Genomic DNA, 26,631 nt, shown 5'->3' with positions numbered 1-26,631 from the left:
TTATTTCCGCTTGATTACATAGTTTTTGATTGGGCTTTCCATCACGGCTTTATCGAATTTGCCATTGATGTAATAAAATTTATTTCTATTTCCATTTACATTCACCTCATAGTGATCACTGTATTTCGTAATCTTAGAAGGTAGTCCAAAATTCTCAGCCATAAATAATTTATGGTTTTTAGGTTCTTCGAAATAAAGTGCAGCTGAACTGAAAAATATTGGATGATTGATAACCGTGTCTTTTTCGTATTTATAGCTTGTCGCCTCTACGATATATTTCCCATCCTTCCAGTTGATATCGGATGCAAAATTACCTTTATTTGATACAGTTCTTGATTTTGCCTCAATTAACTGATTTCCTTTGTAGTAGGAGTTGATCGAATAATCGACATTAACTTTTCCAAAAAACCAAAACCCCACTTCGCTTGTGATTTCATAGAAAGACTCCTCCCCTTTTTGAGTTTTGACAGCCTGCATTTCCCCAATGGAAAACCCTGCTACTGAAATCTCAAATTCCATTTTTTCTTGCGCTTGCAAGGACTGAAAAGAGCTCAATAGCAGGGTGATCAGAATAAATGTATATTTCATCATAAGAAATTATAAAGCAAGATTTAAGCCTACAATTTCATCAAATTTCTATCAACAACAACCCCCTCCATCGTAAAAATAAGTCGATTCAGAAATATAAATATCTGATCTTCCTAAATCTTTGATGGCACCAGCCGTTTTATCACATACAGAAAGTGGCTGATTTTGCATCAAAACATGTCCTTTTTGATCATCAAAGTACTCCTCTGAACCGAAGTATATTGCTGCTTTTCCTGTGAAAACACATGGCCCATCAACTGGCATTGGATCTTTGATCGCACAGACTTCAACGCTCTCCAAGAAAATCATTTCAGGAGTATAATAGTGACCAGGATCCAAAACACGATACGGTCTTTTGGCTCTGATTTCAACAGTTCCAAAACCTGCATCTGTGATCATTTGAAGATATTCTTTCAGTGAAAGTGAGCCGCTTAAACACAAAGCCCTTAACCTATCATCATTTCTCAATGATTTTGGCATAGGTTGCTCAGTGACAGGATCACTCAAAACCAATCTTCCATGTGGCTTCAAAACTCGGTACATTTCCTTCAAAGCTAAAGCCAAATCATCTTTGGTGAAAATATTAAAAAGGCAATTTTGAGCAGCTACATCGATACTTGAGTCCTCAATTGGTAATGCTAGAGCAGAGCCTTTTCTGATGGAAACAAACTCTTTTTTAAACCAATCATTTTCTTTTTCGGCGATTTCAAGATTATCCTCGCAGGCCTTGATCATTTCGTCAACGATATCAACTCCGATAACTCCATTTTCTTTTCTAGAGAAATAGGAGAATTGAAGTACTTCCATACCACCACCAACACCCACATAAAGCACATTGGGGTTGTTGACCAAATCAGCAAAATGAACTGTGCTTCCACATCCATAATTCATCTCTTGCATGATTTTAGGAATCTTCAATCCCGGAAACTGCCAAATTGGTGTTGTGGTACAACATAAACCAACATCAGGCTTGAGTGCAGCGTCTCTGTAGACGTCAACTGTTGCATCTAAGTAATTACTCATAAAGTTTGTGAAATTAAATTCTTGTATCGCTCCCAATCTGCTTCATTATCAATATCAGAAAGCATTTCAAGAAGTGTAAAAGTTTGTTGTTTTAAATTTAAGCGCTTGATAGAGTCAGATAAAACATTTTTGTGACTCCAAGTCATATTATCAAAAAGGGCTGAATCAATTTTTTTCTTTCCTAAAAGATAATATCCACCATCTTCTGCCGGGCCAAAAACCACATCTGTTAGATCAAGTTTCTCAAAAGCGTCATGAATAATAGATACAGTGATTTCAGGACAATCTGTCCCAATAATTACTGCTTTTTCATAACCTTCATTGAAAACCTCTTCGAATGCATTTTTCATCCTTGAACCTAAGTCAGCTCCATTTTGAACACGGAATTGAACTTCTTCGACAAAAATCTCATCCAAATCTGAATCTATCTTTTCACTGAAATAGATAAATGTATCTATTTCTTGTAGCTGATTGATCATCTTGTAAGTATGTCTCAAAAGCTGCAAATAAATTTCCAAAGCTTGTTTCTCTCCAAGAGTAGCAGCAACTCGAGTTTTTACTTTGCCAAGAACAGGATTTTTCTGAAAAACAATCAGTGCTTTTTTCGATTGCATAGGTATTAAGCTGTTGCTCCCCCGCAGCTAGAACCAGCCCCAGCTGTACAGCCGAAGCAATGTTGTTTTAAAATAATTTCTCTTTCAAGTAGTGATTGCTGATTCCATTCAGAAATATGCTGACTAGACGGAGCTGCCACTTTTAATTCCAACATTTGATTGAAATCGCAATCATACAAATAACCATCCCAGCCAACAGAAATGGTATTTCTACACATGACATTGGAAGCTGCTACAGGATTATATGCTTCTAAAAGCTTTTCCATGTAACTATCGTAGTTTTCTGATCTGAGCAAATACTCTAAAAATCTACTTATGGGAAGATTAGTGATAGTAAATAAGGAATTGAAATCAATTTCATATCCATTTTTGAGGCGCTTTTTGAATTCCAATTCCAAACCTTCCTGCGCTGCTGGCAAGAAAGCTCCAGATGGATTATAAACAAGATTTAAAACCAAATCAGAATTTTCCATTCCGTACCCAACTTCATTGAGCATTTTTAAGGCTTTAATTGATTTTTCAAAAACCCCATCACCTCTTTGTGAATCTGTCTTCACAGCTGTGAAATATGGCAGTGAAGAAACGACTTCAATTTTATGCTTTTTGTAAAACTCAGGGAGATCGTGGTATTTTGGATTAGCCAAAATGATGGTCAAGTTACATCTGACAATAATTTGAACCTCAGCGCTTATTTTTCTAATTTCTTCTATAAACCATCTAAATTCAGGATTCATTTCAGGAGCTCCGCCTGTCAAATCAACAGATTTGATTTTTCCTTTTTTGATAACCTCAAGACAATCAAGCATGGTCTCTCTAGTCATAATTTCTTTGCGATCAGGTCCAGCATCTACATGGCAATGTTTACAAACTTGATTACACATTTTACCCATATTGATCTGTAAGACATCGATTTGAGTAGGTTTGAGAGGAAAAAGATTGGTTTCAGCAAGCTTATCGGCAAAACTGACACCATTTATCGGAGCATCTAAGACTTCCAGTTCATACTCAATTTTTGAAAGTGGATGTTGTTGTGCTTTTAATGATTTCATTGGTTGGTTGATCTAATTCGTCGGAGATTACATAGAAATCTCTTTTACTTTATTCATCATTTGCGTGCTATGAACTAAGGAAGCGCCACCTCTAATTGCAGCTGCTACATGAACGGCTTCCATCATTTGTTCTTCATCACAGCCTTTTTCCATTGTATCTACAGTATAAGCATCGATACAATATGGACATTGAATTGCATGAGCGACAGCCAATGCAATTAGAGATTTTTCACGGGCAGTCAATGCGCCTTCTTTAAAAACCTCTCCATAATAGTCGAAAAATTTATCAGCCATGGATTTCTGAAATTCTCCGATTTTGCCAAATTTTTTAAGGTCTTCAGGATTGTAGTATGTTTTCATAGTTTTAAAATTTATTGATTTACGTATTAAGCCTTTCAAATAGATTTATGTTTGAAGATAATTTTTGAATTTAAACTTTAAATTTTTAAACAAGAGGAAAAACTGAAAATACTCTTACAATTTATTGAGAGTGGACAGGCAGTTTCAAAAAGAAATTAATTACAATTTTTGTTTTTTTGAGCCCAATTAAGATATTCTTTCTAAATTTCGATCTATTAACAAATCTTCACCTACCAATAGAATTATATGCAGATTTATTCAATAATTACAGGGTCTGGTAAATATATTCCTGAAATAGTTGTAAAAAATGAAGAATTCTTCAATCGAACTTTTACCAACGACCAAGGGGAAGTTCTCGCAAAACCAGTTCCTGAGATAGTAAGAAAATTTCAAGAAATCACTGATATTCAAGAGAGAAGATATCTCAGCTCAGAGTACAATACATCCGACATGGCTTTTTTTGCTGCTGAAAAAGCCATAGCCTCTGCCCATATTGACCCAGAAACATTAGATTATATTATTGTTGCACATAATTTTGGTGATATCCTTCATAATAATGTCAAATCTGACATGGTACCTACTTTGGCCTCAAGAGTAAAACACTTATTGAAGATCGAAAATCCAGATTGTGTTGCTTATGATTTGCCATTTGGTTGCCCAGGTTGGGTTCAAGGAATCATTCAGGCAAATTATTACATCAAATCTGGCGATGCCAAATCAGTTTTGGTTATTGGGGCGGAAAACCTCTCTAGAATAGCTGACCCGCATGATGTAGATAGCATGATTTATTCTGATGGAGCCGGAGCTGTAGTTTTACAAGCAAAAGAATCTTCTAGTCCTATTGGACTTTTATGTCATAAAACTAGAACTGATACTTTGAATGAAGCTCATTTTCTCAAAATGGATATATCCTATCATCCTGAATTTGCTGATGATACACTTTTTATGAAAATGAACGGGAGGAAACTATACGAATATGCTTTGAATACAGTACCTCAATTGATCAAAGAAACAATTGAAAAGTCAGGTGTTCCTCTAACATCAATCAAAAAAGTGCTGATCCATCAAGCCAATGCAAAAATGGATGAAGCCATTATTCAGAGAACCTTTAAATTATTTGATTTGCCTTTAACAGATTCTTCTCGAATCATGCCCATGACAATTTCTAAATTGGGAAATAACTCTGTGGCCACTGTTCCGATTCTTTATGACATGATCATCAAAGGCGAACTTGAAGGGCATCAGATCAATTCAGGAGATCATCTTGTATTTGCTTCTGTTGGAGCGGGTATGAATGTCAATGCATTCATTTATTTGGTGCCTTAAGGAAATTTGGCTACAAAAATGAAAATCCTGTCCGGTTTTGAAAACCAGACAGGATTTGCTAGTTAAGACTGAGTTAGTTTCAGATTTCAACTTTACCTAACATATAAGTAACCGCTTTCCCACTTATTTTTACTCTTTCACCGAGCATTTTACAAGAAAGTTTCCCAGTTCTCTTAGATAACTGAACCGCAGTCAAATCATTTTTACTCAACTTTTCTGCCCACAATGGTGTCAGTGAAGTGTGAGCAGAACCAGTAACAGGATCTTCATTTACACCAACTCTTGGACCAAACCATCTAGAAACAAAATCCACTTGATCACCTGGAGCGGTTATGATAAAGCCTCTTGTCTCTACTTTAGCCAATTCGCTAAGGTCAACTTTCATATTTTGAACTTGACTTTGATTATCATATATCAAAATAAAATCACTCAAACCTCTCCAAAGTTCTCTTGGATGTTCACTAAAACCTGCAATGACTTCTTCCTGAATATCAATTTGCTGTATTTTGTCAGTCGGAAAATTTAAAGTCATTTGTCCATCAGCTTCTAATTCAACTTCTAAAACACCCGATCTTGGAGAAAGAAATTTGATCAATTTCCCTGAAAAGCCTTGATGCTGAAAAATCACATGCGCAGTAGCTAAAGTAGCATGACCACAAAGGTCCACTTCAACGCCTGGAGTAAACCAACGAATCTGAAAACCCTCTCCATCAGGAATATAAAAAGCAGTCTCAGAAAGGTTATTTTCTTCCGCAATTTGCTGCATCAGTTCATCAGGCAACCAAGAATTCAAAGGAATCACAGCAGCAGGATTCCCTTCAAAAGCCTTCTCGGCAAAAGCATCTATTTGATAAATATTTAAATACATCTTTAATTTATTCTTTGTTCAACATTTTATACTTATCTCCTAACCTCTGCGCAATAGCAGAGCCTACAATCAATTGCAAAGCGTGGTAAATCATCAAAGGCAGCAAAATAACTCCAAAAATCATCGGGTCCGGAAACATCACTCGCCCCATTACAGCTCCTTGCACCAATGATTTTTTACTCCCACAGAAAAGGACTGTGATTCTATCAGCATCATTGAATTTCAAGGCTTTTGCGATTATATGCATTAAAAGCATCATCAATAAGAAAAACGAAAGCATTAAAGCACCTAAAGTTATCAACTCTGCCGCGGTCTTTCCATCAAACATTTTCTCAGCAAAGGATTCAGCAAAAGCTGTAAATACAATCAACAAAATGATGAATTGATCCAAGTTCTTTAAAGATTTTGAATTTTTACTTACCCAATTATTAAGTAAATGATGAAGGAAGAGTCCAAAGATCAAAGGAAGAAGCACTTGCAAACTCAACTTGATAAAGGTATCTGTCAAATCAAAAGCGACCGCAGAGTCAGGAAGCAGTAGTTCCATCCAAATTGGAGTAATAAATATCCCCACCATACTAGAAATACTTGCATTGAAAATCGCTGCTGGAAGATTTCCTCCAGCAAGTGATACCATGACTACAGATGAAGATACAGTTGATGGCAATGCTGCCAAATAAAAAGTACCTAACCACAAATAGGAATTTTCATCTCCCCAAATAGAATATAGAAAAATGATAACAAGTGGGAATATCAAAAAAGTAGTAGCTTGAACAACCAAGTGTAATTTCCAATTTGCTAAATCTTGAATCAGTTTCCGTGGATTTAACTTGACTCCATAGAAAAAGAAAATCACCGAAATCCCTACTCCTGTTATCGGTTTAAGCGGAATAGGACTAGCTTCCGTTCCCCAGTCAGGGAATATCTTAGCTAGAAAAATTACACCTATCAATAAGAAGAAAAAAGTATTAAGACCGACCTTTTTTAGATTCCCGAATAAAGCTGACATAATTAAAATTCCCTTAAGACCTTCTGAAATTATCACAAATGATAGCAGTAGCAATAGCTACATTTAATGACTCTGCATCTCCAAATCTTGGAATTGTAATTCTTTGAGTCACTAATTTCCCAATCTGATCAGAAATCCCATTTGATTCATTTCCCATGACTATCACACCTGACGGAGAATATTGGGATTGGTGAATATTTTCTCCCTCTAAAAAAGCCCCAAATATTGGAGAATTAACTTGAAGTAAATATTCATACAGATCTGTATATGAAACATTTACTCTTGTAAAACTTCCCATACTAGAATTCAATACCTTTGGATTGTAAAAGTCTGCTGATTCGTTCGAACAAATGATATTGCGAATCCCATACCAATCAGCAATTCTTATGATTGTGCCCAAATTTCCTGGATCTCTGACATCATCCAAAGCCAAAACAAGATCCTTACTTGAAATCTTTGGAAGATGATTTTCTTTGATTTTTGCTACTGCCAAAGCAGAATCATTGGTTTGAAAAGATCCTGCTGCCTGCAGCGTGTTTTGATTAACTAAATAGGATTCACCTTTGAATTTCTTGAGCATACTTGAATGTTCTAAAGCAAACTTTTCAGTGTACAAGAGATGTGAGATTTCGAAATCTGAGTTTAATAATTCCGTTACATTTTTAGTACCTTCCACAAAAAATGCGTTTTCTTGTTTACGGAATTTTTTCTGCTGCAAGGATTTAATAAACTTAAGCGTATTTTTGCTCAACATTCGGTGCCGATATAATAGTGAATAAGGTCAAATATATAAACTTTCTTTTTCTACTCTTTTTGATTTCTTCATGTTCTTTGACCAAAGGCTTGAAAGAAAATGAATATGTCGTCTACCAAGCTAAGATAGAAGGGATTGAAAAAAGCGATAAGGACGCCTTAACTCGGTTGATCAAACAAACACCAAATACTAGAATTCCACTTTTAAACACCTCTATTGGTGTTGCAATTTATAGATTTGGTCTCTTGACTTTTGATAGCACGAAAATTATTAATAAGAGAGAGGAACTATTTGAAGAAAGAAATGCTCTTCTAGAAAAGCAGAATCAAGGTATAGAACTTTCAAGGAAAGAAGTCAAGAGATACAACAAAATAAACAGTCAAATTACTTCTTACGATAAGAAATTAGAGTTTGGCAATTTTTTCATGCGTACCGGAAATGCTCGGGTTATCTTAGACAGCGTAGCTACAGAAGATTCCAAAAGACAAATGTCATTCAACCTGTCTAATAACGGCTTTTTTGATAGTTATGTGAATTATGATGTAAAGACAAAAGGAAAAAAGGCTTATGTCACCTATCAGGTCATTGAAAATGAGCCTTACATTATTGATTCTGTTTTTTTCCGATCTGATGATGAAAATATCTATCAGCTACTAAACAAAAATAGCAATCAAACAGAAATTAAAGTTAAGTCTCGATATGAACAAGCCCAGCTTTCGAGAGAAAGGCAAAGAGTAGAGGATTTCTTAAAAAACAACGGGTACTATACTTTTTCGAAATCATACATAGAATATAATGTCTATCAAGACACATTAAATAAAACTGTTGAAATTGAGCAACTGATTAGAAAACCAGAATTTGAAGATTTTCATAAAGTTTACACTTTAGACTCTACTTATTTTTCTATAGATTCTCCTTCTGATTTGATCTTTGACGAAGAAGCAGAATCGACTTATCAGGACATCAAATTTAAAATTTACAGGGATCGATACTCAGAAAAAATCATTTCCTCTAGAATTTTCTTGAGCAAAGGTGCGCTTTACAATAAGACGGATGTATTAGAAACACAAAGGCAATTAGCAAATTTAGATTTATTCAGATTTGTGAATATTTCATTTGATACTCTTGGTGATGTCTTGAGACCGAGAATTTTCACTCAACCTAATCAAAAATACTTAATCACAAATCAACTTGGTGCTAGCATTACAGAGCAAGTTCCGGGTCCATTTTTTAGCCATTCTTTGAGAAATAGAAATTTATTCAGAGGAGCTGAAATTTTTGAATTCAATTTTCGAGCAGGTCTTGAGGGCGTAGTTTCAGCCACAGGAGAAGGTGGTGTGTTTCGGTCGAGAGAGCTCAATACATCAGCATCGATTATTTTTCCTCAATTTTTGATCCCAATCAATAGATCCTCTTTAGAGAAATTTGGACGTTACAATCCGCGAACAAGAACATTAGTAGGTTATAATTATGTCGATCGACCAGAATATACCAGGGAAAGTGTCAATGGGATACTAGCTTACAATTGGAATACAAGAAATCTTAGACAGCAGTTTACTTTCAACTTATTGGATGCAAATTTCATCAGATCAAGCTTAAGTGATGATTTCAGAATTATCCTTGAAGATTTTCAAAATCAGGGGAATAACTTGATCAATTCCTTCCTTCCCTCCTACGTTAGTAGCATGTCAGGTCAGGTCGTAGTAAATTTTAATCAATATGGAACTTTCCAAAAAAACAATGCTTCATTACTTCGAATATTTATTGAAAGTGGAGGGACAACATTGAATTTTGTGGATAGAAGCTTATTAGAAAACAGGAGTTTAGCATATTTCCAATTTTTAAAATTCCAAGCTGATTTTAGACGATATATTCCAATCTCAAGTAAACGAACTTTTGCTTACCGTTTGAATCTTGGATTAGCAAAACCTTATGGAATTAGTGATGGAGTTTTGCCTTATGAAAAATACTTCTTTGCGGGAGGAAGTACTGGTATTAGAGCTTGGCAGCCACGTAGATTAGGACCTGGTTCATATACACCACCGATAAACGAAAATGGCTCTTTTGATTACAGATTTGAGCAGCCTGGAGATATTTTATTTGAGGGAATGTTCGAATTAAGACAAAAGCTTTATGGCTATTTTGATGGAGCATTTTTTGTTGACATTGGAAATAGCTGGACATTTCAAGAAGACCCTACCCGACCTGGAGCAGATTTTAAATTTAATAGATTCTACAAAGAACTTGCTGTAGGAACAGGTATAGGTTTAAGGATGGATTTTGATTTTCTTGTTCTTCGATTAGATATGGGAGTAAAAGCAATAGACCCTGCGAGGCCAGAAGGAAATAGATTAATTTTAGGTAATTTTTTCAAAGGTTTTCTCGGAGAACCTGGACAAACAGTCTTCAATATAGGAATAGGATATCCTTTCTAGACTTAGCTTGCTGTCTTACCAACATGAACCAAGGCATCACCCGCATTTACTACAGGATTATTGTTCAAGCCAACAACGTAGCCATTAGAAGTGCATTTCACTGGGACTTTTACTTTGCCATAAGGATCTGAAATTTTCGCTAATATTTGACCTTTTTTCACAGAATCACCCAACTGAACGGTGGAAGTAAAAATCCCTGAAATCTTTGCCCGCATCCAAGAGCTTTCTGAAATCATGATGGTATCCTTAGGCTCAGAATCTCTCTCAATCATCCCAAGGTGAGCCAACAGCCTCTTCGTGCCTGCAACAGCCTCCTCTACTGCATAATCATCTAGACGCATGGATTCACCACCTTCATAAACCATGATATGCTTTCTTTTCTTGTATGCTTCCTTCCTGAAGGATTTATCAATATGTGGAGAATTCAATATAAAGTGTGTCCCAAAAGCTTTTGCCAATTCCAAAACTTTCTTATCTCTATAGTCCACACGAACCTGTGGAAAATTAGAAAGCATCCGACCACCAGTATGGAAATCAATTCCGTAATCTATCAAGGGAATAATATCATTTGTCAAGATAAAGGCAATTTGAGAAGCTAAAGACCCCTTTTTGCTTCCTGGAAAACTTCTATTCAAATCTCGTCCATCAGGAAAAGTTCTGGAATTGCTCAAAAACCCATAAACATTCACAAGAGGAATAAAAATGATGGTTCCCTTCAATGGCGAAATCAAATCTTCTTCTAACATTCGCTTTACTGCTACTATTCCATTGATTTCATCACCATGAACTCCCCCTGAAATAAGCACAACAGGACCATCTTCTTTGGCTCTTTTGATAAATATGGGAAGATCAATTAAGGTGTGTGTAGGCAGTCTAGCAATCGCAATTTCAATATTTAAAGTTTGCCCTGGCCTAATTCTCACGCCATTGATAACCATTTCTTTCATAGAGTCTTAATTTTAATAGCTTTCGAAATATAGACCTCTCCTTTCTATTTGCACAAAATCTTACTTAATTCGCAGGTATAATTTTCAGCCATGAATATACAAGAAAACATTTCTTTAAAACCATTCAATACTTTTGGAATTGACAAAAAAGCCAAATTTTTTATTCAAGCAACAACAGAAAAGGACATTCTACAAGCCTTGGATAAAGCTAAAGAATTAAACCTCCCTCTAATTGTTTTGGGAGGAGGAAGTAACATTTTGTTGACCAAAGATCTGGAAGCAGTCGTTTTGAAAATCGAAATCAAAGGGATACAAATCACAAAAGAAACTGATGAAGAGGTTTTTATAGAAGTAGGAGCTGGTGAAAATTGGCATGAATTTGTACTTTATTGCATAGAAAAAAACCTGGCTGGTGTGGAGAATCTTTCTTTGATTCCTGGCACGGTTGGCGCTTCTCCGATGCAAAACATAGGAGCTTATGGAATCGAAATCAAGGAAGTTTTTCAAAGTCTAAAAGCCATCCACAGAACTACTGGAAAAGAAGAAATATTTCATTGGGAAGATTGTCAATTTGGATACAGAGAAAGCATATTCAAAAATGATCTCAAAGATCAATATATTATCACTAGAGTTGAGTTCAGATTAAAAAAGAAGCCGGTTTACCACACAGAATATGGGGCAATCGCTCAGACGCTTGAGGAAATGAAAGTCACAAATCTTTCTATCAAGTCTATTTCTGATGCAGTGATCAAAATCAGACAAAGTAAACTTCCTGATCCCAAAGTAATCGGCAATGCTGGAAGCTTTTTCAAAAATCCAACTGTTGAACCACAAATGTTCGAGAAAATAAAATCAGAAAACCCTACTGTTCCAGGTTTTCCAAACGATGAAGGGATTAAAATTCCCGCAGCATGGTTGATTGAACAGGCAGGCTGGAAAGGAAAAACTTTTGGGAATATTGGAGTCCACAAACTTCAACCTTTGGTATTGGTAAATTACGGCAATGGTGATGGTCAAGAAATTGCAGAGTTGAGCAGAAAAATTCAAGCTTCTATAGAAGAAAAATTTGGAATTTCGCTTCTTACAGAAGTTAATTTCCTTTAAATCAGATTATCCTCAAACTTGATATCCTTTTCATATTTATGGACTTCAACACCAAACTTCTTTAAAAACTCAAGCCCTTCATCAAAAGGCAAGCCTTTATATTCAGCGTAGGAATACATAAAAATTACACGCTTAATTCCCATAGAAAATATAATTCTAGCACAAGCCAAGCATGGTGCAAGTGTGACGTAGAGAGTAGATCCTTCTACAGAAGTGTTATTTTTGACTGCATAAAGAATTGCATTCTGTTCTGCATGAAGTGCAAGAGTACAACTTCCTTTGCTATCTCTAGCACATCCATCTATTGGAAACTCCTCATCACAATTATGTGTACCGGAAGGTGGACCATTATATCCTATCGAAATGATCCTTGTTTCTTTGGTGAGAACTGCTCCAACATGCTTTTTGATACAATGGGATCTTTTGGCAAGATTCACTGCCAGCTCCATAAAAATATCGTCAAAATTAGGTCTAATCATTTTTATTCAATCGGATTTCAATTTAATTGATAGAACAATTCAAAATCAACAAAACCAGATAGACATTAACTAAACTACTTTGATTAAGCTGATTATTTTTTTGAATTTGAAATCGTAAATGTGCGACTTTTATCACTTAATTTAGAGGGATAGTATTAATAAATTTGTGAAAATTTCAAATTCATACCATGGAAAAAGAAAATCTAACAGATGAACAAATGATTGTAAGAGATTATCTAGCAAGGCAAAGGACTACTTTAGCAAATGATAGAACATTACTTTCTTACATCAGAACGTCGCTTTATTTTTTGGTCAGTGGTACAGCCCTGATGGAAGTAAATGTACTGAGTCATATCAGAGAATTAGGTTATGTTGGTTTTGCACTAAGTTTAGGATTGATGTTTCTTGGCTTCTTCAATTATTTTAAAGTCAAGAAAAAATTGAAAAAAGGAAATTACATTGGAATGTAGAAACAGAACTTACTTTTCTTTTATCAGTGAATTTCCTATTGATTCGAAATAAAAAGATACTTAAATCTTATAATTGATATTTTAGATTCAAGAATTGGTCGCATTCTTGTTTATATTGAGTTATTGTTGAATTTTAAAAACTTCAAAACTATGAAAGCACTAGGAATAATATTGATTGTAGCAGGTATTGCCATGTTTTTTTTCTCAGGATTTAGTTTCAACACCGAAGAAAATATCATTGATGCAGGACCAATTCAAGTAAATAAGCAAAAAGAAAATAATGTGTCTTGGCCAAATTATGCGGGAGGAATCAGTCTTGTGGCTGGGGTCATCGTCTTGGTAGCAGCAAGAAAAAAATAATATTTATCATATAATTTAAATTTCAATTAATTAAATTAGATGGTACAAAATATGTAATCAATTAAAGAAAGGGACTTCGGTCCCTTTCTTTTAAACCTTAAAGTCACTTTGAAATTAGCCGCCGTAGATATTGGCTCGAATGCCATCAGATTACAAATCACCAACGTTACACATTACGAAGGAAAAGTCACTTTTAAAAAAATCGAATATTTAAGGTTCCCGCTTAGATTGGGAATGGATGTTTTTCATGTACAGAAAATCAGCGACAAAAACAGAAGAAAGTTTGTCAAGTTGATGAAAGCATTCAAGCTTTTGATCGATTTGTATGAAGTTGATGATTACATGGTCTGCGCCACCTCTGCCATGCGTGAATCTACCAATGGCAAGGACATAGTAGAAGAAGTCAGACAAGATATCGGTCTTAAAATTCAAGTAATAGATGGAAATAGAGAGGCTGAGTTGATCAACCTAGCATTGTGGTCTTATATTGACGAAAAATCATATTTACATATTGATGTTGGTGGTGGTAGTACTGAGTTGAATATCTACATCAACAAAGAAAAAGTAGCTTCAAAGTCATTTAAAATTGGCTCTGTTAGAGCTTTGGATGACAAAATACCCAACTCAGTTTGGAATAGCATGAGCAAATTTATAAGTGAAAATGTAACCAAAAAAGATAAAATCACTTGTATTGGTACTGGTGGCAACATCAATAAAATCTTTGAACTATCTAAACCTAGCAAGAGCAAAAGATTTTTGGATTATAGCAAAATAGAAGAAATTCAAGCTTATATAGCCTCGTTTTCTTACGAAGATAGAATTAACAAATTGAACCTTAATCCTGATAGAGCAGATGTAATACTTCCAGCAAGTCGAATTTATCTTGCTGCAATGGCTGCTGCTGCATCAAAAAAAATGATCGTACCTGATGTGGGATTGAAGGATGGTTTGATGAATGTGCTCTATGAGAGAAATAAAATCAAAAAATGATACACAATTAACCCCGATTTTTCCCGTATCGGTTGATTTGAAATATTGTTACAGTATAACAGAATATTGTAATTTTCAGGAACATAAAAAATTGCTCAACTCAATTAAAAAACTTGCACTAGCAAAAAATCTGAACGCATGATAAACAAACTATTCATTTAAAGTAAAGGAATCATATTTACAGATGGCTACTTTCAGCATGCCTTATTTTACTTAAAATGATAAATATCAGAATAAAAAAAGGAGCTAAAATCTAACGGTTTATAGCTCCTTTTTTACTTAAACTATTTTTAACAAAAATTATTCAATCAATTTGACTTTCATTACATTATCGACATTTAAATTGAAGAATTCTTTATGAATATTAAACTCCTCTTCATCTGCTTGCGGAATTTTTGAAACATAAGTTCCATCTTCTAGCATCTTGTAAGCGTTGACATTATCTTTTAAATTATACGAAAGAATATTCATCAATTGCTTTTCTAAAAGAGGAGCATCAACTTTAAACAAAGACTCCAATCTTTTGTCAAAACTTCTGACCATCATATCTGCACTTCCGGCATAAGTTCTGGTTTTTCCAGTATTATGAAAATGATAAATTCTAGAATGCTCTAAAAATTCACCCACTATAGAAATTACTTCAATATTTTCACTCAAGCCCTTCCTTCCTGGCCTTAAACAACAAATCCCTCTAATGATCAATTTAATAGGAACTCCTGCTTGAGAAGCTCGATACAGTGCATAGATAATTTCTGAATCTTCTAAAGAGTTTACCTTGATAAACACGCCACTTGGCAATCCATTCCTAGCATTTTCTGACTCTTGTTCAATATACTCAATCAGCTGATTACGCATATCTCTAGGAGCAGTAATCAAACTTTCATAGGTATCAGGCATTGAATGTCCTGTAATTACATTAAAGAATTCAGATACATCATTTGCGATCACCTCATTGGTAGTCAATAACCCAATATCAGTGTATAAACGTGCGGTATCTTCATTATAATTACCCGTTCCCAAATGAACATATCTTGTAATTTTATTTTCATCCTTTTTGACGATCAACATCAATTTGGTATGTGTTTTCAAATTTGAAATACCATAAATGACAAAACAACCTGCTTTTTGGAGTTTTTTGGCTTCTCGAATATTATTTTCTTCATCAAACCTAGCTTTTACCTCAAAAAGAACGGAAACGTGCTTTCCATTTTCAGCAGCTCTTAATAAGGCTTTGGTAATTCTTGAATCACTAGCAAGTCTATAAATTGTCATTTTTATAGCCATGACATTTTGATCTTCAGCCGCTTTTTCAATCAAATCCAAAATTGGATCAATATTATTGTAAGGATGGTGAAGCAGAATATCCCTATTTTTTAAAACCTGAAAAATATCTTCCGTACCCTCTTCAGGATAAGAAAGTGGATGTACAGGAGAGGGCATTTGGGGAAGCCGATCTTTGAATCGCTTATTTCCAATTACTTGCCAGAGACCTGTAAAGTCAAGCATACTTCTTTTTTCCACTTTGAAAATACTATCATCTTGTATATTCCAACGCTCTTTGAGCAAATTGATCATCCATTTGCTATATCCTTCTTCAATTTCAATTCGGACTACTCTACCTGTTTTTCTTTCATTCAGCTTTCTTTTGACTTCCTCAAGGAAGTTCGCGTCCATATCCTCACTTTCTTCCAGAGTGAAATCTCCATTCCTAGTAATTCGGAACAAATTGACTGATTCAATATTTACATTTCTAAATAGAGAAATCAAATTTTCTCTAATTACCTCTTCAATAGGTATGTAAAGCACAACATCCTCTCTTTCAATTTCAAAAAATCTTGGAATATTCGCAGGAATCTGAACAAAAGAAAGTTTTCGATTTTCTTTTTTCTCGCCAGGTGCCAAAGTCACTACTCCAAATACAAGGAGTTTATTCATCAAAATAGGAAAAGTCCTGTAGCCATCATACACCATCGGTGTCAGCATCGGGTAGATTGCCTTGTTGAAGTAGGACTTGATGTAATCTTGTTCGTCCTCTGACAAATTTTTGACATTACTCAAGACAAACCCTGAATTTGCCATACTTGGCAAAAGTACTTTTTGGAAATGCTCTTGCGACTTTTTATGAAAATCTTGACACTCAAGCATCAATTTCATCTTGAAAGGCTCTTCTCTCAAACCTGAATAATCGACCCTCTCTTTATCATAATCAAGGTAATTGTACAATGACCCAACTCGAATCATAAAAAACTCATCAAGATTGGATGCGGTAATTGCCAAAAACTTCAATTTCTCAAAAATGGATCGGTTTTCCTTTTTGGATTGATCAAACACGCGCTCATTAAACTTCAGCCAACTCAAGTCTCTACTCACTAAGTCGCTGGAATCTATAATGCTTTCAAATTTATCTTTTGCTGTGATATTCATATGGGTTACTTCAGGATTAAGCAAATCTAATTAAATATTTGTCCTTTAATAAAGTCTAAGTTTAAGAATTTTTTAAAGAATAAAAAAAGGGAGCTTTTGGCTCCCTTTCAAATATGATTTATCAAGATTAGGTATCAATTTTTGCGTATTTGGCATTTTTCTCAATAAAATCTCTTCTTGGCGGAACTTCATCTCCCATCAACATGCTGAACAAATGATCCGCTTCGGCAGCTGAATCGATAGTTACCTGCTTTAGCGTTCTTGTATTTGGATCCATAGTCGTCGTCCAAAGTTGCTCAGGGTTCATTTCTCCAAGACCTTTGTAACGCTGTAAGTTGATGCTATCTTCTTTTCCTGAATCCCCAACCATATCCTTGGTGATAGTCTTCCTATCATCTTCATTATAAGCGTATCGTTCATCTTTTCCCTTTTTCAAGAGATACAAAGGAGGCTGCGCAATATAAACATAACCGTTTTCAATTAAAGATCTCAAGTATCTGAAAAACAAAGTCAAGATTAAGGTTCTGATGTGAGAACCATCTATATCCGCATCCGTCATGATGATGATCTTATGATATCTTAAATTAGTCAAATCCAATTCTCTATCACCATTGACAGTTCCAAACTTTACTCCTAGTGCAGTAAGGATATTTTTGATTTCGTCGTTATCGTAAATTTTATGTTCGTGCGCTTTCTCTACATTCAAGATTTTTCCTTTCAACGGAAGAATTGCTTGAAAATCTCTGTCTCTTCCCTGCTTGGCAGAACCACCTGCTGAGTCTCCTTCGACAAGATAAAGCTCACAAACTGTTGGATCTGAATTGGCACAATCTGCCAGTTTCCCTGGAAGACCTCCACCACCGAGTACGTTCTTTCTTTGAACCATCTCTCTTGCTTTTCTTGCAGCATGCCTTGCTTGAGCAGCTAAAACAACCTTTCCAACAATAATTTTTGCTTCACGTGGATGCTCTTCCAACCAAATCTGTAAAGTCTCAGAAACAGAGCTATCTACTGCCCCAACAACATCAGAGTTACCCAGTTTGGTTTTAGTTTGTCCTTCAAACTGTGGTTCAGCTACTTTCACTGAAATCACAGCAGTCAACCCTTCTCTAAAGTCATCGCCTGAAACTTCAAGTTTTAGCTTATCCAACATTCCGGATTTATCAGCGTAGCTTTTTAATGTTCTTGTCAAAGCTCTTCTAAAACCAGAGACATGGGAACCACCTTCGTAGGTGTTAATGGTATTTACATAAGAAACTACATTCTCAGAATAAGAAGAGTTGTAGCTCATGGCCACCTGAACTGGCACACCATTTTTCTCAGATTCAATATAAATTGGGCTTTCGATGATCTTTTCTTTTGTCTCATCTAGGTACTGAACGAATTCAACCAAGCCACCTTCAGAGAAAAATTCTTGAGATTTTGGAGAACCATCATCTTCCAATTCTCTCATGTCTTTCAAGTAGATTCTAATTCCAGCATTTAGGAATGACATCTCTCTCAGTCTATTTGCTATTGTTTCGTACTTGTATTCGGTTATTGCAAATATGCTAGCATCTGGCTTAAAATGAATTGTAGTACCCCTTTTATCCGTAGTGCCAATTTCTCTAACAGGATATTGTGGAACCCCAATGGAATATTCTTGTTCAAAAACCTTCCCATTTCTATGAACAGTTGCCTTCATCATAGTTGACAAAGCATTCACACAAGAAACTCCTACACCGTGAAGTCCACCCGATACTTTATAGGTATCTTTATCGAACTTTCCACCAGCGTGGAGTACAGTCATAACAACTTCTAGAGCTGATTTCTTTTCTTTCTCGTGATAATCAGTCGGAATACCTCTTCCATTATCTTCTACAGTAATGGAATTATCCTCATTTACAGTGACATGAATCGTATCACAATGCCCTGCTAACGCTTCATCAATGGAATTATCTACAACTTCCCAAATCAAATGATGCAGTCCCTTAACTCCAACGTCGCCAATATACATGGCTGGTCTTTTCCTTACTGCCTCTAAACCTTCGAGTACCTGAATATTCCCCGCAGAATAATCCTTATTGTTTCCTTGTTTGCTATCGCTCATAATTATTATAAAAGGCTCTTTTAAGTAATTTAAAGAGATTTTTTACCGTTTCTTTCAAAGTGTAATTATACACAAAAAATCCGAGAGGACATACCTTCTTTTGTGGTTTAATTCGGCTTTTTTTATCCTTTTTCGAAATTCTATTAATATCTCAATTTTAAAATTTTATATTAAAAAAATATCTTGATACAAAATTTAAGATATTTCAAATTATACCATTTTTAAGTTATACATAACACATTCTAAGCGTTTTACTTACTTTTGTTTATTTTTTCTATCGATGAGTTAAACAAATTATATATGGTTAACCTTTATACATCGACAAAAGTCAAAAGAATATTTCAATAAACTAATCACATCTAAAATCAATTAACAATGAACACCATTATTACAGCAGAATTAATCGGATTGGAGCGCGTTATTAATAGCGACCCAGTTGCCATTACCTTTTTCATTGGGTATATGGCTATGTTTGCGTCCGCAGTTTTCTTCTTTGTAGAAAGAGGATCAGTGGATTAAGCATATTTATAATCAAATACTTAGGGATCATAGGCGCGTATTTTATTCTATGGATGATTTTTCCCGCGGTCTCTTTAGCAATATTTTTATTGATTTCTGCTTATCACTTTGGTCAAGGGCATTTTATTCATTTAAAAATTGTCAAATACAAACGACTCACCTACTTCATTGTGGGTTGTAATTTTTTAGGAGTGATTCTTTTCAGCGATTATATAGCTACAGCGACCATTTTAGAATCTATAGTTGACATCACACCATTCATTGACTATGGTTCAATAACCATGATTTCTCTATTCATATCAAGTCTTATTGTAGTTTCTATTCAAAATTTAAATAAAATTCACTTGCTGCTAGCAGAGATTATCGTCCTTAGTTTTTTACTTTACCTCCTACCTGTGCTCATGGCTTTTATTCTTTATTTCGGATTTTGGCATGCTTTACCGAGTATGATGGCCGAATTCGACTCCTTGACAGCGAATATCCAACATGGGAAAATCAAAAAGTTTATTGTTCAATTAGCACCTTTCAGTATTATTAGTTTTATAGGAATTGGTCTTATTTTATTCCTAGCAACTAGCTATCTCAACGAAGAACAAATGATTCTTCTATTTTTCATCTTGGTGAGTTTGATTTCAGCACCACATATTTGGGTGATGAATAATTTTTTAGAAAAAAGAGAATCTTAATACTGCTTTGTACTGATCATGACCAAAGTACAAGCATTTACAGTTTCAATATTGTTTTCTTGAGCTAATTTAGCCAAATCTATATTTTCTGTCCCTGGATTAAAAATAATTCTTTTGGGCTTGAGGGAAATAAGGTAGTCATACCATTCAGGCTGATGCCTTGGTCCGATGTATAATGTAATCGTATCGACATCATCTATAATTGGCTTGTCATTCAGGTCTAAGATTTCCTTACCAAAAACAGACCCTTTCTTGATTCCAACAGGTGTAAATGGAATTTTATTTTCAAAAAGCATTTCTGCAGCTATGTATGCATACCTAGAGGTATTTGTAGTAGCTCCTATGATGACTGTATTCTTCATTTCATTCTTCTATCTACTCCCAAAGACCTGATCTCTGATAAAAGTCTCCATGTGTCTATGTTTTTTACTTTCGTAAATATCTGCAATGGTAATAAGAATCCCCGTTTCTTCAACAGCACCAAATTCATCATTGAGTGCAGTTCCAAAAGTTTTCATAGTCGGAGAAAGATTCATGTAAGTATTGATCAAAGGAGGTATATTTTCCTTTGCTGCCCGGATACGGGAGTTAAGCAATTTATATCCTTCTTTATACTCTAAATCTTTAAAAGTATCTCTTACCTCTGTCATATCTGTTTCATATGTCAACCTTAAGTTGTCAAGCGGGCTTACCAAATTTTCCTTATCCGGAAAATAATGATTCATAAAATAGAGCAATAAATCTCTTGCCTCTCGATTGTAATGGGGATACATCGTCACTTTTCCAAAAAGATATTTAACTTCTGGATGAAGCATTACAACCGCTCCCAAACCATCCCACAGATTATCCAAGGAAAATAAGCCTTTTCTATTATCAATGCTTGGTTGGTATTTTGGTTGAACAAAAGAACGACCTAGTTCAATCGTATGGGGAATATATTCTTTGATAAATTTCTCAGAAAACTTAAATAAATGTGAAGTAGATAAATTTAATTCACCTTTTTTATCTATTTGAGCATTTTTACAATCAATCAATCTGTAGCCGGCAACGATTTCTTCATCCTCAGGATTCCAAGTGATCAACTGCTGATAGCAATTTTCACAGGTATCATTTTCATCAATGTCCAAAGGCTGACCTGTACCTCCTCCAGCACCTCTAAAAGTCAATTCCCTTAATCTTCCTATTTCTCTTACAACATTTGGAGAGTTATGGTAATCAATTAAATATATATGATTATTGCCATTATTAGTATATCTTAAAAATCGCTCAGGTATCAATTCCTTTTTTAACAATTCCTTATCTACAGCTGGTATAATTTCTTGCATAAATTAATCTTTTTTGGCCATTTGATAAACCATTTGCTTCACTTCTTCTGCCCAATCTTTTTCGCTTTTTGATTTATCAAAATGTTTGTAAGAAATTGGCTTACCTATATGTATAACTACCTTTTTGCCTTTTTGGGAAAACATCTCATCTGCTAAATAAAACATCTCAATATTTGACTTTATCCCCAACATCTTTCTAAACTTAGCTAAGTTATAAAAGAAAATCGAATTCTTACCTTCAATATACACAGGAACAATATCTTTCTGATACCTTTTTGATTTACTGATGAAACTTTTCTTCCATTCCAAATCCATAATCCCAACATCTTGTTTTCGAGAAACCAAGCCTGCTGGAAATACTAAGATTGCATTTTCACTAGCGTAGGCACTGTCTATCAATTTTGTCAATTCCCTGCTATTTGCTCCATGATTGTTAACTGGAATAAACATTGGTTCAAAATTGGTAATATTGGTCAAAATATCAGTTACCAAAAACCTGATATCTGTCCGAAATTTTCCAAGCGCATACATGAATGCAATTCCATCCATTCCACCTAATGGATGATTTGCAGCAAAAATCACAGATCTGTCCAAGGGAATATTTTCAGCTCCAGTAAGAGTAACCTCTACACCAAATTCATCAATTAAAGCATTGACAAATTCCATTCCTTGAAGATGACCGTTTTTAGCCATCACATGATTGATGTCATTTTCATGAACAATTCTTTTGATATACTTGATCAAAAAAGAAGGCAACCAACTATGAAGCTTTGGATTTTTATCCTTCAATACTTTTTCAACATCTATAAAAGGTTCTTTTACTTTCACTTGGTACAAGTAGGTGTTTTGAGTTTGCTGATTTTCAGTTTCTCTTAATCCTTTGATAGTCACAAGGATCATGAAGTCTATCAAAGAATAAGTTTCTGTTTTTTGTGAAATATTAAAATTTCAAAGGCTTAAAAATACAAATTTTTAGATAAAATATAAGTTTTATTTAATCAGACAAAATATCATACCTTTTAAATTTCTTAACAAAACCAATAAAATTGAGTTAAGAAGTGAAAGAAAAGAAAATGAATATAGCGATAACAGGTGCAACCTCAGGAATTGGCGAACAAGCTTTGAAAAGTTTAATACATGATTTTGAGCAAATTTTTATCCTAGCCAGAAATGAAAAGAAAGCAAATGATATCATTCAAGAGTTTTCAAAAGAAGATCAAAAAAAATGTATTTTTATTTATATAGATCTTGCTGACATGGATTCCGTCGTGAAAGCAGCTGAAAAGATCAGTTCTAAAACAGATCACCTTGATGTTTTAATCAATAATGCCGGTGGGATTTTTAAAGAAAAAGAAATCACAAAAGATGGTTTTGAGATGAGTTTATCTGCAAATCATCTTGGTCATTATTTATTGACAAATAAACTCTTGCCGCTGCTCCTGAAAAGCAAAGTTTCTAAAGTCATTCATGTAAGTTCAGAAGCACATCGAATGGGAAATGTTAATTTCAACGATCTAAATTATGACAAAAGAAGTTTTAGCTCTTTCGGATTTTATGCAAATGTCAAATTATTCAATATCTTATTTTCAAAGTCACTAGTAGAAAAATTTGGCTCAGAAGGTTTGAAATCTTATGCACTTCATCCCGGGGTTGTCAAAACTAATTTTGGACAAGAAACAGCAGGCGCGTTTTCCTTTCTTTGGAAATTGGCAAGTCCATTTATGATCACAGCAGAACAAGGAGCTCAAACCACCATTTACCTTGCCAAAAATAAGATTGATGACAAACACAACGGTGCTTATTTCAAAAAATCAAAACCTGTGACTCCATCTAGATCAGCAAACTCTAAAAGTATGAGAGATAAACTTTGGAATAAAAGTTCTGAACTACTTGAAAAATGGATGTAAATCAAATCTCAATTTAGACTCTGGAGTAACATTTTCAAGTCTACAGGATCATCAACCTTTAATTTATTTGATTTGATGAATTCTTTAATTTCTTTTCCACCGAGGTCTTTAACAAATTGATTTACTTTCAACTCCTCAAATTGAAGCCCTTTGATTTTAAAGAATTTTATATAATGTTGATAAGTATCAAATTGGGGTGAGGAATAGCTATCTGGAAGGTTAGTGGGTTTGTATAGTTTTTTTGAATGAAGTGCAACAATCTTGAAACCCTCCCATTCACCAATATACTCCACAATTCTTTTTTTTGCTTCTATATTCTCAAGGATAAACTTTCTTGGATTTTCATCTTTTGTCTCAACGGAAATCCATTTTTTGACAGGAAATGGAGGGTTATCATCATCTGACATTTTGATAACCAATTCTTCTTTTACCATTTCAAAATTGAAAGGAATCTTCAAATGAGTTGTTCCATTTGGTAATAGAATATCGCCAAATACAGCATCATCAAATAGAAATGGAGTTCCTTTTACGCCAACAGTTCGTGCATTAATAGTAACTGAATTAAATCCTGATTTATAATACAGTACATCATTTTCAATTTGAGCATTTCCTTCAAATGAATAAAAAGAAAGTACACTGAAATAAACTAGAACTGTAAATCGCAAAAGCATATTCAATAAGATTTAGAAGCAATATTTAACAAAGTTATCTTTTTTTATCACCTTCTAAATATAAACAATCCAAGTTCATTTTCATTTGTTTTTTCGTAACTACTCAGGTACATTATTTACTGACCGATATTCAAGTATTTGGAGTCTTGTTGCCCTCTGTGGTGTATTGATGCGTATTTGTATGTGAATGTACGAAAATCAGCTTTAAAGTTGGTTTATCCACATTTTTTTGTGGGGAAAAACAGCGTGGATTATTGGTATTCATGGGATTATGTGCTGATATTCAGGAAACATTTCTATAGTATATTGGACCACAGGGATACGCTTATTCAGGAACTGATCAAGATGAACCTCCAGCTTATGGAGCAGGTCAAGTCTTTAAAATCTAGGGTATCCGATTTGGAAAATGAGCTTGCCCGTTACCGTAATCCCAAAAACAGCCGCAACAGCTCGGTTCCCCCTTCAAAAGACGAGAACCGCCCCAAAAAAAATCAGAGTCTCCGTCAGGATACAGGGCGCAAAACCGGCGGTCAGCCTGGACACAAAGGCCATACCCTTGAAATGACATCCTCCCCGGACATAATAGAAAACCACATCCCTTTATTCTGTACCTGCTGTGGTGGTGATCTGTCGGCGGTTCCAGCAGAACTGTCCTCCAAAAGACAGGTCCTGGATCTTCCTGTGATTAAAGTGGTATGTACCGAGCATAGAATCTTTTCCAAAAACTGTTCCTGTGGAGAAAAGATCAGTGGGTCATTCCCTGACAATATCAATGCCCCCATACAGTACGGGAGCGGTGTTGAAACCATTGTCGGTTATCTGCATGCCAGACAGTATGTTCCCTATAGAAGGATGAAAGAACTTCTCAGGGACTGCTTCGGTATTAATCTCAGCGAGGGGAGTATCGATAACATTATCGGTAGGTTTGCCCGCAAGTCTGCACCAATATATGCAAAGATAAAGACGGCAGTCTCTAAAAGTCCTGTGATAGGAGCTGACGAGACTGGGGCTAAAGTGGATGGAAACAAACAGTGGGTCTGGACTTATCAGACCGAGGAACTCACCCTGTTAGCTATATCTGAATCACGTGGACTTAAGGCGATGAATACACATTTTCCCGATGGGTTCGGAAAGGCAGTATTGTGCCACGATGCATGGAGGGCATACTTCAACTATTCGGAAAACCTGCACCAGCTCTGTTGTGCACATCTGCTTAGGGAGCTCAACTACATTGTTGAACGCTATAAATCTAAATGGGCTGACAGCCTTAGGGCCCTGTTCAGGGAAGCTATCTCACTGAAGAGAAAACTCAAAAAACTACCAGATCCAGAGAATAGCAGGAGTATTGCTTCCATTGAAGAGAAGATGGATAACCTACTCGCCCAACCTGTAGAGTCAAAACATAAAGAAGCAGTATCCCTACAAAAAAGACTCCTGAAATACAGAAAGTCACTTTTTACTTTTCTCTATCACCAAAAAGTACCACCGGATAACAATGCCTCTGAAAGAGCCATACGCAACATCAAGGTGAAACAAAAAATATCAGGACAGTTCAAATCCAACAATGGAGCTGAAAACTTCTGTGTTATAAGATCCGTCGTGGATACCCTGATCAAACGTTCGGGAAATATCTTAGAAAATCTAAATCATATAGCTAATTTACAACCTGAGTAGTTACGTTTTTTCTACTCATTAAACTTATATGTTTACTTTTGCAGCATGAAAGAAACGATTTTGTCTTTGACACCCAGCAACTGGGAAGATTATGAACTGATAGATACAGGCGGTTTTGAAAAATTAGAGCGTTTTGGAGAATATGTTTTAAGTAGACCTGAGCCTCAGGCAATCTGGGACAAAAGCATGACTGACCAAGAATGGAAAGCCATGGCACATGCGATTTTTTCAAAAGAAAAGAACAATCCCGAAAAAGGACATTGGAACGAGCTCAAGAAGATTCCTCATAATTGGCAGATTCAATACAAAAATCAAGATGAATTAAAGCTAAACTTGAATTTGGCAATGACATCTTTCAAACATATCGGTTTGTTTCCTGAGCAAGCCGTTAACTGGGATTACATTACTGACACAGTCAAAAAACTTCCCATTAAAAATCCAAAAATCTTAAATCTTTTCGCTTATACAGGAGCTGCAAGTGTCGCAGCTCGTGGTACAGGTGCTGAAGTTACTCATCTTGACTCTGTCAAACAAGTGGTCACTTGGTCAAAGCACAACATGGAATCTTCTGGAATGGAAGGGATCCGATGGATCGTAGACGATGCGATGAAATTTATCAAAAGAGAAGTCAGAAGGGGAAATAAATACCATGGAATCATATTGGATCCTCCCGCATATGGAAGAGGGCCTGACGGTGAAAAATGGATTTTAGAAGAGCAAATCAATGAAATGCTCAAGCTATGTGCTGAACTTTTGGAACCTGATCATCATTTCCTCATTCTAAATATGTATTCTCTCAGCTTTAGCTCGATAATCGCCGCAAATTTGGTAAACTCCAACTTCAAAGAAGTCAACAATGCAGAGCATGGTGAGTTGTACCTAGTAGATAGATTCGAGAAAAAACTACCGGTTGGTATTTTCTTCAGATTCAGAAAATTATAAAATAAGATTTCAAAACAT

The 26,631-nt window shown here is 35.2% G+C and carries 27 protein-coding genes; 11 read left to right on the top strand and 16 right to left on the bottom strand.

Going from position 1 to position 26,631, the window contains the following annotated elements; all coding sequences use genetic code 11:
• From BELBA_RS13305 to BELBA_RS13285, 5 genes are read right to left on the bottom strand one after another with little or no spacing between them, the layout of a single operon-like run.
• On the bottom strand, positions 1-591 hold the full coding sequence (locus BELBA_RS13305) for a DUF6134 family protein (RefSeq protein WP_014773214.1): 591 nt from the start codon (positions 589-591) through the stop codon (positions 1-3).
• Positions 592-639: 48 nt separating this feature from the next.
• Entirely contained in the window at positions 640-1,611 is a 972-nt protein-coding gene (gene arsM / locus BELBA_RS13300) for an arsenosugar biosynthesis arsenite methyltransferase ArsM (RefSeq protein ID WP_041779369.1), read from the bottom strand.
• On the bottom strand, positions 1,608-2,225 hold the full coding sequence (locus BELBA_RS13295) for a TIGR04282 family arsenosugar biosynthesis glycosyltransferase (RefSeq protein ID WP_014773212.1): 618 nt from the start codon (positions 2,223-2,225) through the stop codon (positions 1,608-1,610). Before BELBA_RS13295 ends, arsM begins: the two co-directional genes overlap by 4 nt.
• Positions 2,226-2,230: 5 nt before the next feature.
• On the bottom strand, positions 2,231-3,274 hold the full coding sequence (arsS, locus tag BELBA_RS13290) for an arsenosugar biosynthesis radical SAM (seleno)protein ArsS (protein WP_014773211.1): 1,044 nt from the start codon (positions 3,272-3,274) through the stop codon (positions 2,231-2,233).
• A gap of 27 nt (positions 3,275-3,301) precedes the next feature.
• Positions 3,302-3,634: an arsenosugar biosynthesis-associated peroxidase-like protein gene (locus BELBA_RS13285; protein WP_014773210.1), complete on the bottom strand. Its 333-nt coding sequence runs from the start codon at positions 3,632-3,634 to the stop codon at positions 3,302-3,304.
• 246 nt (positions 3,635-3,880) lie between these two features.
• On the opposite strand from BELBA_RS13285, the gene BELBA_RS13280 reads away from it, so the two are divergent.
• Positions 3,881-4,960, top strand: a complete 1,080-nt coding sequence (locus tag BELBA_RS13280) for a 3-oxoacyl-ACP synthase III family protein (RefSeq protein WP_014773209.1) — start codon at positions 3,881-3,883, stop codon at positions 4,958-4,960.
• A 79-nt stretch (positions 4,961-5,039) separates the two neighbouring features.
• Here the strand turns inward: BELBA_RS13280 and BELBA_RS13275 are convergent, their stop codons facing one another.
• From BELBA_RS13275 to BELBA_RS13265, 3 genes are read right to left on the bottom strand one after another with little or no spacing between them, the layout of a single operon-like run.
• Positions 5,040-5,828: a PhzF family phenazine biosynthesis protein gene (locus tag BELBA_RS13275; RefSeq protein ID WP_014773208.1), complete on the bottom strand. Its 789-nt coding sequence runs from the start codon at positions 5,826-5,828 to the stop codon at positions 5,040-5,042.
• Positions 5,829-5,835: 7 nt separating this feature from the next.
• Positions 5,836-6,837, bottom strand: a complete 1,002-nt coding sequence (locus tag BELBA_RS13270; RefSeq protein ID WP_014773207.1) for a bile acid:sodium symporter family protein — start codon at positions 6,835-6,837, stop codon at positions 5,836-5,838.
• A 13-nt stretch (positions 6,838-6,850) separates the two neighbouring features.
• Entirely contained in the window at positions 6,851-7,591 is a 741-nt protein-coding gene (locus BELBA_RS13265) for a TrmH family RNA methyltransferase (protein WP_014773206.1), read from the bottom strand.
• Positions 7,592-7,608: 17 nt separating this feature from the next.
• Here BELBA_RS13265 and tamL point away from each other — a divergent pair, with 17 nt between their 5' ends.
• On the top strand, positions 7,609-10,026 hold the full coding sequence (gene tamL, locus BELBA_RS13260) for a translocation and assembly module lipoprotein TamL (protein WP_041779368.1): 2,418 nt from the start codon (positions 7,609-7,611) through the stop codon (positions 10,024-10,026).
• Positions 10,027-10,028: 2 nt separating this feature from the next.
• Here the strand turns inward: tamL and BELBA_RS13255 are convergent, their stop codons facing one another.
• The gene (locus tag BELBA_RS13255; protein WP_014773204.1) at positions 10,029-10,973 is read right to left on the bottom strand and encodes a succinylglutamate desuccinylase/aspartoacylase family protein; all 945 of its coding nucleotides are present in this window, start codon (positions 10,971-10,973) and stop codon (positions 10,029-10,031) included.
• A gap of 90 nt (positions 10,974-11,063) precedes the next feature.
• Here BELBA_RS13255 and murB point away from each other — a divergent pair, with 90 nt between their 5' ends.
• Positions 11,064-12,077 carry a UDP-N-acetylmuramate dehydrogenase gene (murB, locus tag BELBA_RS13250; protein ID WP_014773203.1) on the top strand — a complete coding sequence of 338 codons (1,014 nt, stop codon included), beginning with the start codon at positions 11,064-11,066 and terminating at the stop codon, positions 12,075-12,077.
• On the opposite strand, the gene BELBA_RS13245 is transcribed toward murB, so the two are convergent.
• Positions 12,074-12,556 (bottom strand): deoxycytidylate deaminase, encoded by a 483-nt coding sequence (locus tag BELBA_RS13245; protein WP_014773202.1) that lies wholly within the window; start codon positions 12,554-12,556, stop codon positions 12,074-12,076. The genes murB and BELBA_RS13245 overlap by 4 nt on opposite strands.
• Before the next feature lie 188 nt (positions 12,557-12,744).
• Between BELBA_RS13245 and BELBA_RS13240 the strand changes: the two genes are divergently transcribed.
• The 3 genes from BELBA_RS13240 to BELBA_RS13230 all read left to right on the top strand — a co-directional run bounded on the left by BELBA_RS13240 (position 12,745) and on the right by BELBA_RS13230 (position 14,376).
• The gene (locus BELBA_RS13240; protein ID WP_014773201.1) at positions 12,745-13,026 is read left to right on the top strand and encodes a DUF202 domain-containing protein; all 282 of its coding nucleotides are present in this window, start codon (positions 12,745-12,747) and stop codon (positions 13,024-13,026) included.
• 150 nt (positions 13,027-13,176) lie between these two features.
• A complete protein-coding gene (locus tag BELBA_RS13235; protein WP_014773200.1) occupies positions 13,177-13,386 on the top strand; it encodes a hypothetical protein in 210 nt (69 codons plus the stop codon).
• 108 nt (positions 13,387-13,494) lie between these two features.
• Positions 13,495-14,376, top strand: a complete 882-nt coding sequence (locus tag BELBA_RS13230) for a Ppx/GppA phosphatase family protein (RefSeq protein WP_014773199.1) — start codon at positions 13,495-13,497, stop codon at positions 14,374-14,376.
• A 300-nt stretch (positions 14,377-14,676) separates the two neighbouring features.
• Here the strand turns inward: BELBA_RS13230 and ppk1 are convergent, their stop codons facing one another.
• Both ppk1 and gyrB read right to left on the bottom strand, forming a co-directional pair.
• On the bottom strand, positions 14,677-16,800 hold the full coding sequence (gene ppk1, locus BELBA_RS13225) for a polyphosphate kinase 1 (RefSeq protein ID WP_014773198.1): 2,124 nt from the start codon (positions 16,798-16,800) through the stop codon (positions 14,677-14,679).
• Between the two features lie 127 nt (positions 16,801-16,927).
• On the bottom strand, positions 16,928-18,889 hold the full coding sequence (gyrB, locus tag BELBA_RS13220) for a DNA topoisomerase (ATP-hydrolyzing) subunit B (protein WP_014773197.1): 1,962 nt from the start codon (positions 18,887-18,889) through the stop codon (positions 16,928-16,930).
• Between the two features lie 375 nt (positions 18,890-19,264).
• Between gyrB and BELBA_RS19350 the strand changes: the two genes are divergently transcribed.
• Both BELBA_RS19350 and BELBA_RS13215 read left to right on the top strand, forming a co-directional pair.
• Positions 19,265-19,408 (top strand): hypothetical protein, encoded by a 144-nt coding sequence (locus BELBA_RS19350; RefSeq protein ID WP_014773196.1) that lies wholly within the window; start codon positions 19,265-19,267, stop codon positions 19,406-19,408.
• A complete protein-coding gene (locus BELBA_RS13215) occupies positions 19,396-20,094 on the top strand; it encodes a beta-carotene 15,15'-dioxygenase, Brp/Blh family (protein WP_083833706.1) in 699 nt (232 codons plus the stop codon). The genes BELBA_RS19350 and BELBA_RS13215 overlap by 13 nt, the downstream gene beginning before the upstream one ends.
• Here BELBA_RS13215 and BELBA_RS13210 read toward each other — a convergent pair.
• From BELBA_RS13210 to glsA, 3 genes are read right to left on the bottom strand one after another with little or no spacing between them, the layout of a single operon-like run.
• Positions 20,091-20,456 carry a CoA-binding protein gene (locus BELBA_RS13210; protein ID WP_014773195.1) on the bottom strand — a complete coding sequence of 122 codons (366 nt, stop codon included), beginning with the start codon at positions 20,454-20,456 and terminating at the stop codon, positions 20,091-20,093. The genes BELBA_RS13215 and BELBA_RS13210 overlap by 4 nt on opposite strands.
• Before the next feature lie 9 nt (positions 20,457-20,465).
• A complete protein-coding gene (gene glsB, locus BELBA_RS13205; protein WP_014773194.1) occupies positions 20,466-21,419 on the bottom strand; it encodes a glycine N(alpha)-acyltransferase GlsB in 954 nt (317 codons plus the stop codon).
• Between the two features lie 3 nt (positions 21,420-21,422).
• The gene (gene glsA / locus BELBA_RS13200; RefSeq protein ID WP_014773193.1) at positions 21,423-22,319 is read right to left on the bottom strand and encodes a lyso-glycine lipid O-acyltransferase GlsA; all 897 of its coding nucleotides are present in this window, start codon (positions 22,317-22,319) and stop codon (positions 21,423-21,425) included.
• A 158-nt stretch (positions 22,320-22,477) separates the two neighbouring features.
• Between glsA and BELBA_RS13195 the strand changes: the two genes are divergently transcribed.
• Positions 22,478-23,326 (top strand): SDR family NAD(P)-dependent oxidoreductase, encoded by an 849-nt coding sequence (locus BELBA_RS13195; protein WP_245531070.1) that lies wholly within the window; start codon positions 22,478-22,480, stop codon positions 23,324-23,326.
• An 8-nt stretch (positions 23,327-23,334) separates the two neighbouring features.
• On the opposite strand, the gene BELBA_RS13190 is transcribed toward BELBA_RS13195, so the two are convergent.
• Positions 23,335-23,997 carry a hypothetical protein gene (locus BELBA_RS13190; protein WP_014773191.1) on the bottom strand — a complete coding sequence of 221 codons (663 nt, stop codon included), beginning with the start codon at positions 23,995-23,997 and terminating at the stop codon, positions 23,335-23,337.
• A gap of 231 nt (positions 23,998-24,228) precedes the next feature.
• On the opposite strand from BELBA_RS13190, the gene tnpC reads away from it, so the two are divergent.
• Both tnpC and BELBA_RS13180 read left to right on the top strand, forming a co-directional pair.
• Positions 24,229-25,671, top strand: a complete 1,443-nt coding sequence (gene tnpC / locus BELBA_RS13185) for an IS66 family transposase (protein WP_245531063.1) — start codon at positions 24,229-24,231, stop codon at positions 25,669-25,671.
• A gap of 45 nt (positions 25,672-25,716) precedes the next feature.
• A complete protein-coding gene (locus BELBA_RS13180; RefSeq protein WP_014773190.1) occupies positions 25,717-26,613 on the top strand; it encodes an RsmD family RNA methyltransferase in 897 nt (298 codons plus the stop codon).
• The last annotated feature ends 18 nt before the right edge of the window (positions 26,614-26,631 follow it).

It is taken from the genome of Belliella baltica DSM 15883 (assembly GCF_000265405.1).
GTDB lineage: Bacteria > Bacteroidota > Bacteroidia > Cytophagales > Cyclobacteriaceae > Belliella > Belliella baltica.
This window is presented reverse-complemented; position numbering and strand designations above follow the sequence as displayed.

What these genes read in the sequence shown, in the direction of transcription:
- BELBA_RS13305 (WP_014773214.1), bottom strand. Translation starts at nt 591, where the DNA reads ATGATGAAATATACATTTATTCTGATCACCCTGCTATTGAGCTCTTTT.
- arsM (WP_041779369.1), bottom strand. Translation starts at nt 1,611, where the DNA reads ATGAGTAATTACTTAGATGCAACAGTTGACGTCTACAGAGACGCTGCA.
- BELBA_RS13295 (WP_014773212.1), bottom strand. Translation starts at nt 2,225, where the DNA reads ATGCAATCGAAAAAAGCACTGATTGTTTTTCAGAAAAATCCTGTTCTT.
- arsS (WP_014773211.1), bottom strand. Translation starts at nt 3,274, where the DNA reads ATGAAATCATTAAAAGCACAACAACATCCACTTTCAAAAATTGAGTAT.
- BELBA_RS13285 (WP_014773210.1), bottom strand. Translation starts at nt 3,634, where the DNA reads ATGAAAACATACTACAATCCTGAAGACCTTAAAAAATTTGGCAAAATC.
- BELBA_RS13280 (WP_014773209.1), top strand. Translation starts at nt 3,881, where the DNA reads ATGCAGATTTATTCAATAATTACAGGGTCTGGTAAATATATTCCTGAA.
- BELBA_RS13275 (WP_014773208.1), bottom strand. Translation starts at nt 5,828, where the DNA reads ATGTATTTAAATATTTATCAAATAGATGCTTTTGCCGAGAAGGCTTTT.
- BELBA_RS13270 (WP_014773207.1), bottom strand. Translation starts at nt 6,837, where the DNA reads ATGTCAGCTTTATTCGGGAATCTAAAAAAGGTCGGTCTTAATACTTTT.
- BELBA_RS13265 (WP_014773206.1), bottom strand. Translation starts at nt 7,591, where the DNA reads ATGTTGAGCAAAAATACGCTTAAGTTTATTAAATCCTTGCAGCAGAAA.
- BELBA_RS13255 (WP_014773204.1), bottom strand. Translation starts at nt 10,973, where the DNA reads ATGAAAGAAATGGTTATCAATGGCGTGAGAATTAGGCCAGGGCAAACT.
- murB (WP_014773203.1), top strand. Translation starts at nt 11,064, where the DNA reads ATGAATATACAAGAAAACATTTCTTTAAAACCATTCAATACTTTTGGA.
- BELBA_RS13245 (WP_014773202.1), bottom strand. Translation starts at nt 12,556, where the DNA reads ATGATTAGACCTAATTTTGACGATATTTTTATGGAGCTGGCAGTGAAT.
- BELBA_RS13240 (WP_014773201.1), top strand. Translation starts at nt 12,745, where the DNA reads ATGGAAAAAGAAAATCTAACAGATGAACAAATGATTGTAAGAGATTAT.
- BELBA_RS13235 (WP_014773200.1), top strand. Translation starts at nt 13,177, where the DNA reads ATGAAAGCACTAGGAATAATATTGATTGTAGCAGGTATTGCCATGTTT.
- ppk1 (WP_014773198.1), bottom strand. Translation starts at nt 16,800, where the DNA reads ATGAATATCACAGCAAAAGATAAATTTGAAAGCATTATAGATTCCAGC.
- gyrB (WP_014773197.1), bottom strand. Translation starts at nt 18,889, where the DNA reads ATGAGCGATAGCAAACAAGGAAACAATAAGGATTATTCTGCGGGGAAT.
- BELBA_RS19350 (WP_014773196.1), top strand. Translation starts at nt 19,265, where the DNA reads ATGAACACCATTATTACAGCAGAATTAATCGGATTGGAGCGCGTTATT.
- BELBA_RS13210 (WP_014773195.1), bottom strand. Translation starts at nt 20,456, where the DNA reads ATGAAGAATACAGTCATCATAGGAGCTACTACAAATACCTCTAGGTAT.
- glsB (WP_014773194.1), bottom strand. Translation starts at nt 21,419, where the DNA reads ATGCAAGAAATTATACCAGCTGTAGATAAGGAATTGTTAAAAAAGGAA.
- glsA (WP_014773193.1), bottom strand. Translation starts at nt 22,319, where the DNA reads ATGATCCTTGTGACTATCAAAGGATTAAGAGAAACTGAAAATCAGCAA.
- BELBA_RS13190 (WP_014773191.1), bottom strand. Translation starts at nt 23,997, where the DNA reads ATGCTTTTGCGATTTACAGTTCTAGTTTATTTCAGTGTACTTTCTTTT.
- BELBA_RS13180 (WP_014773190.1), top strand. Translation starts at nt 25,717, where the DNA reads ATGAAAGAAACGATTTTGTCTTTGACACCCAGCAACTGGGAAGATTAT.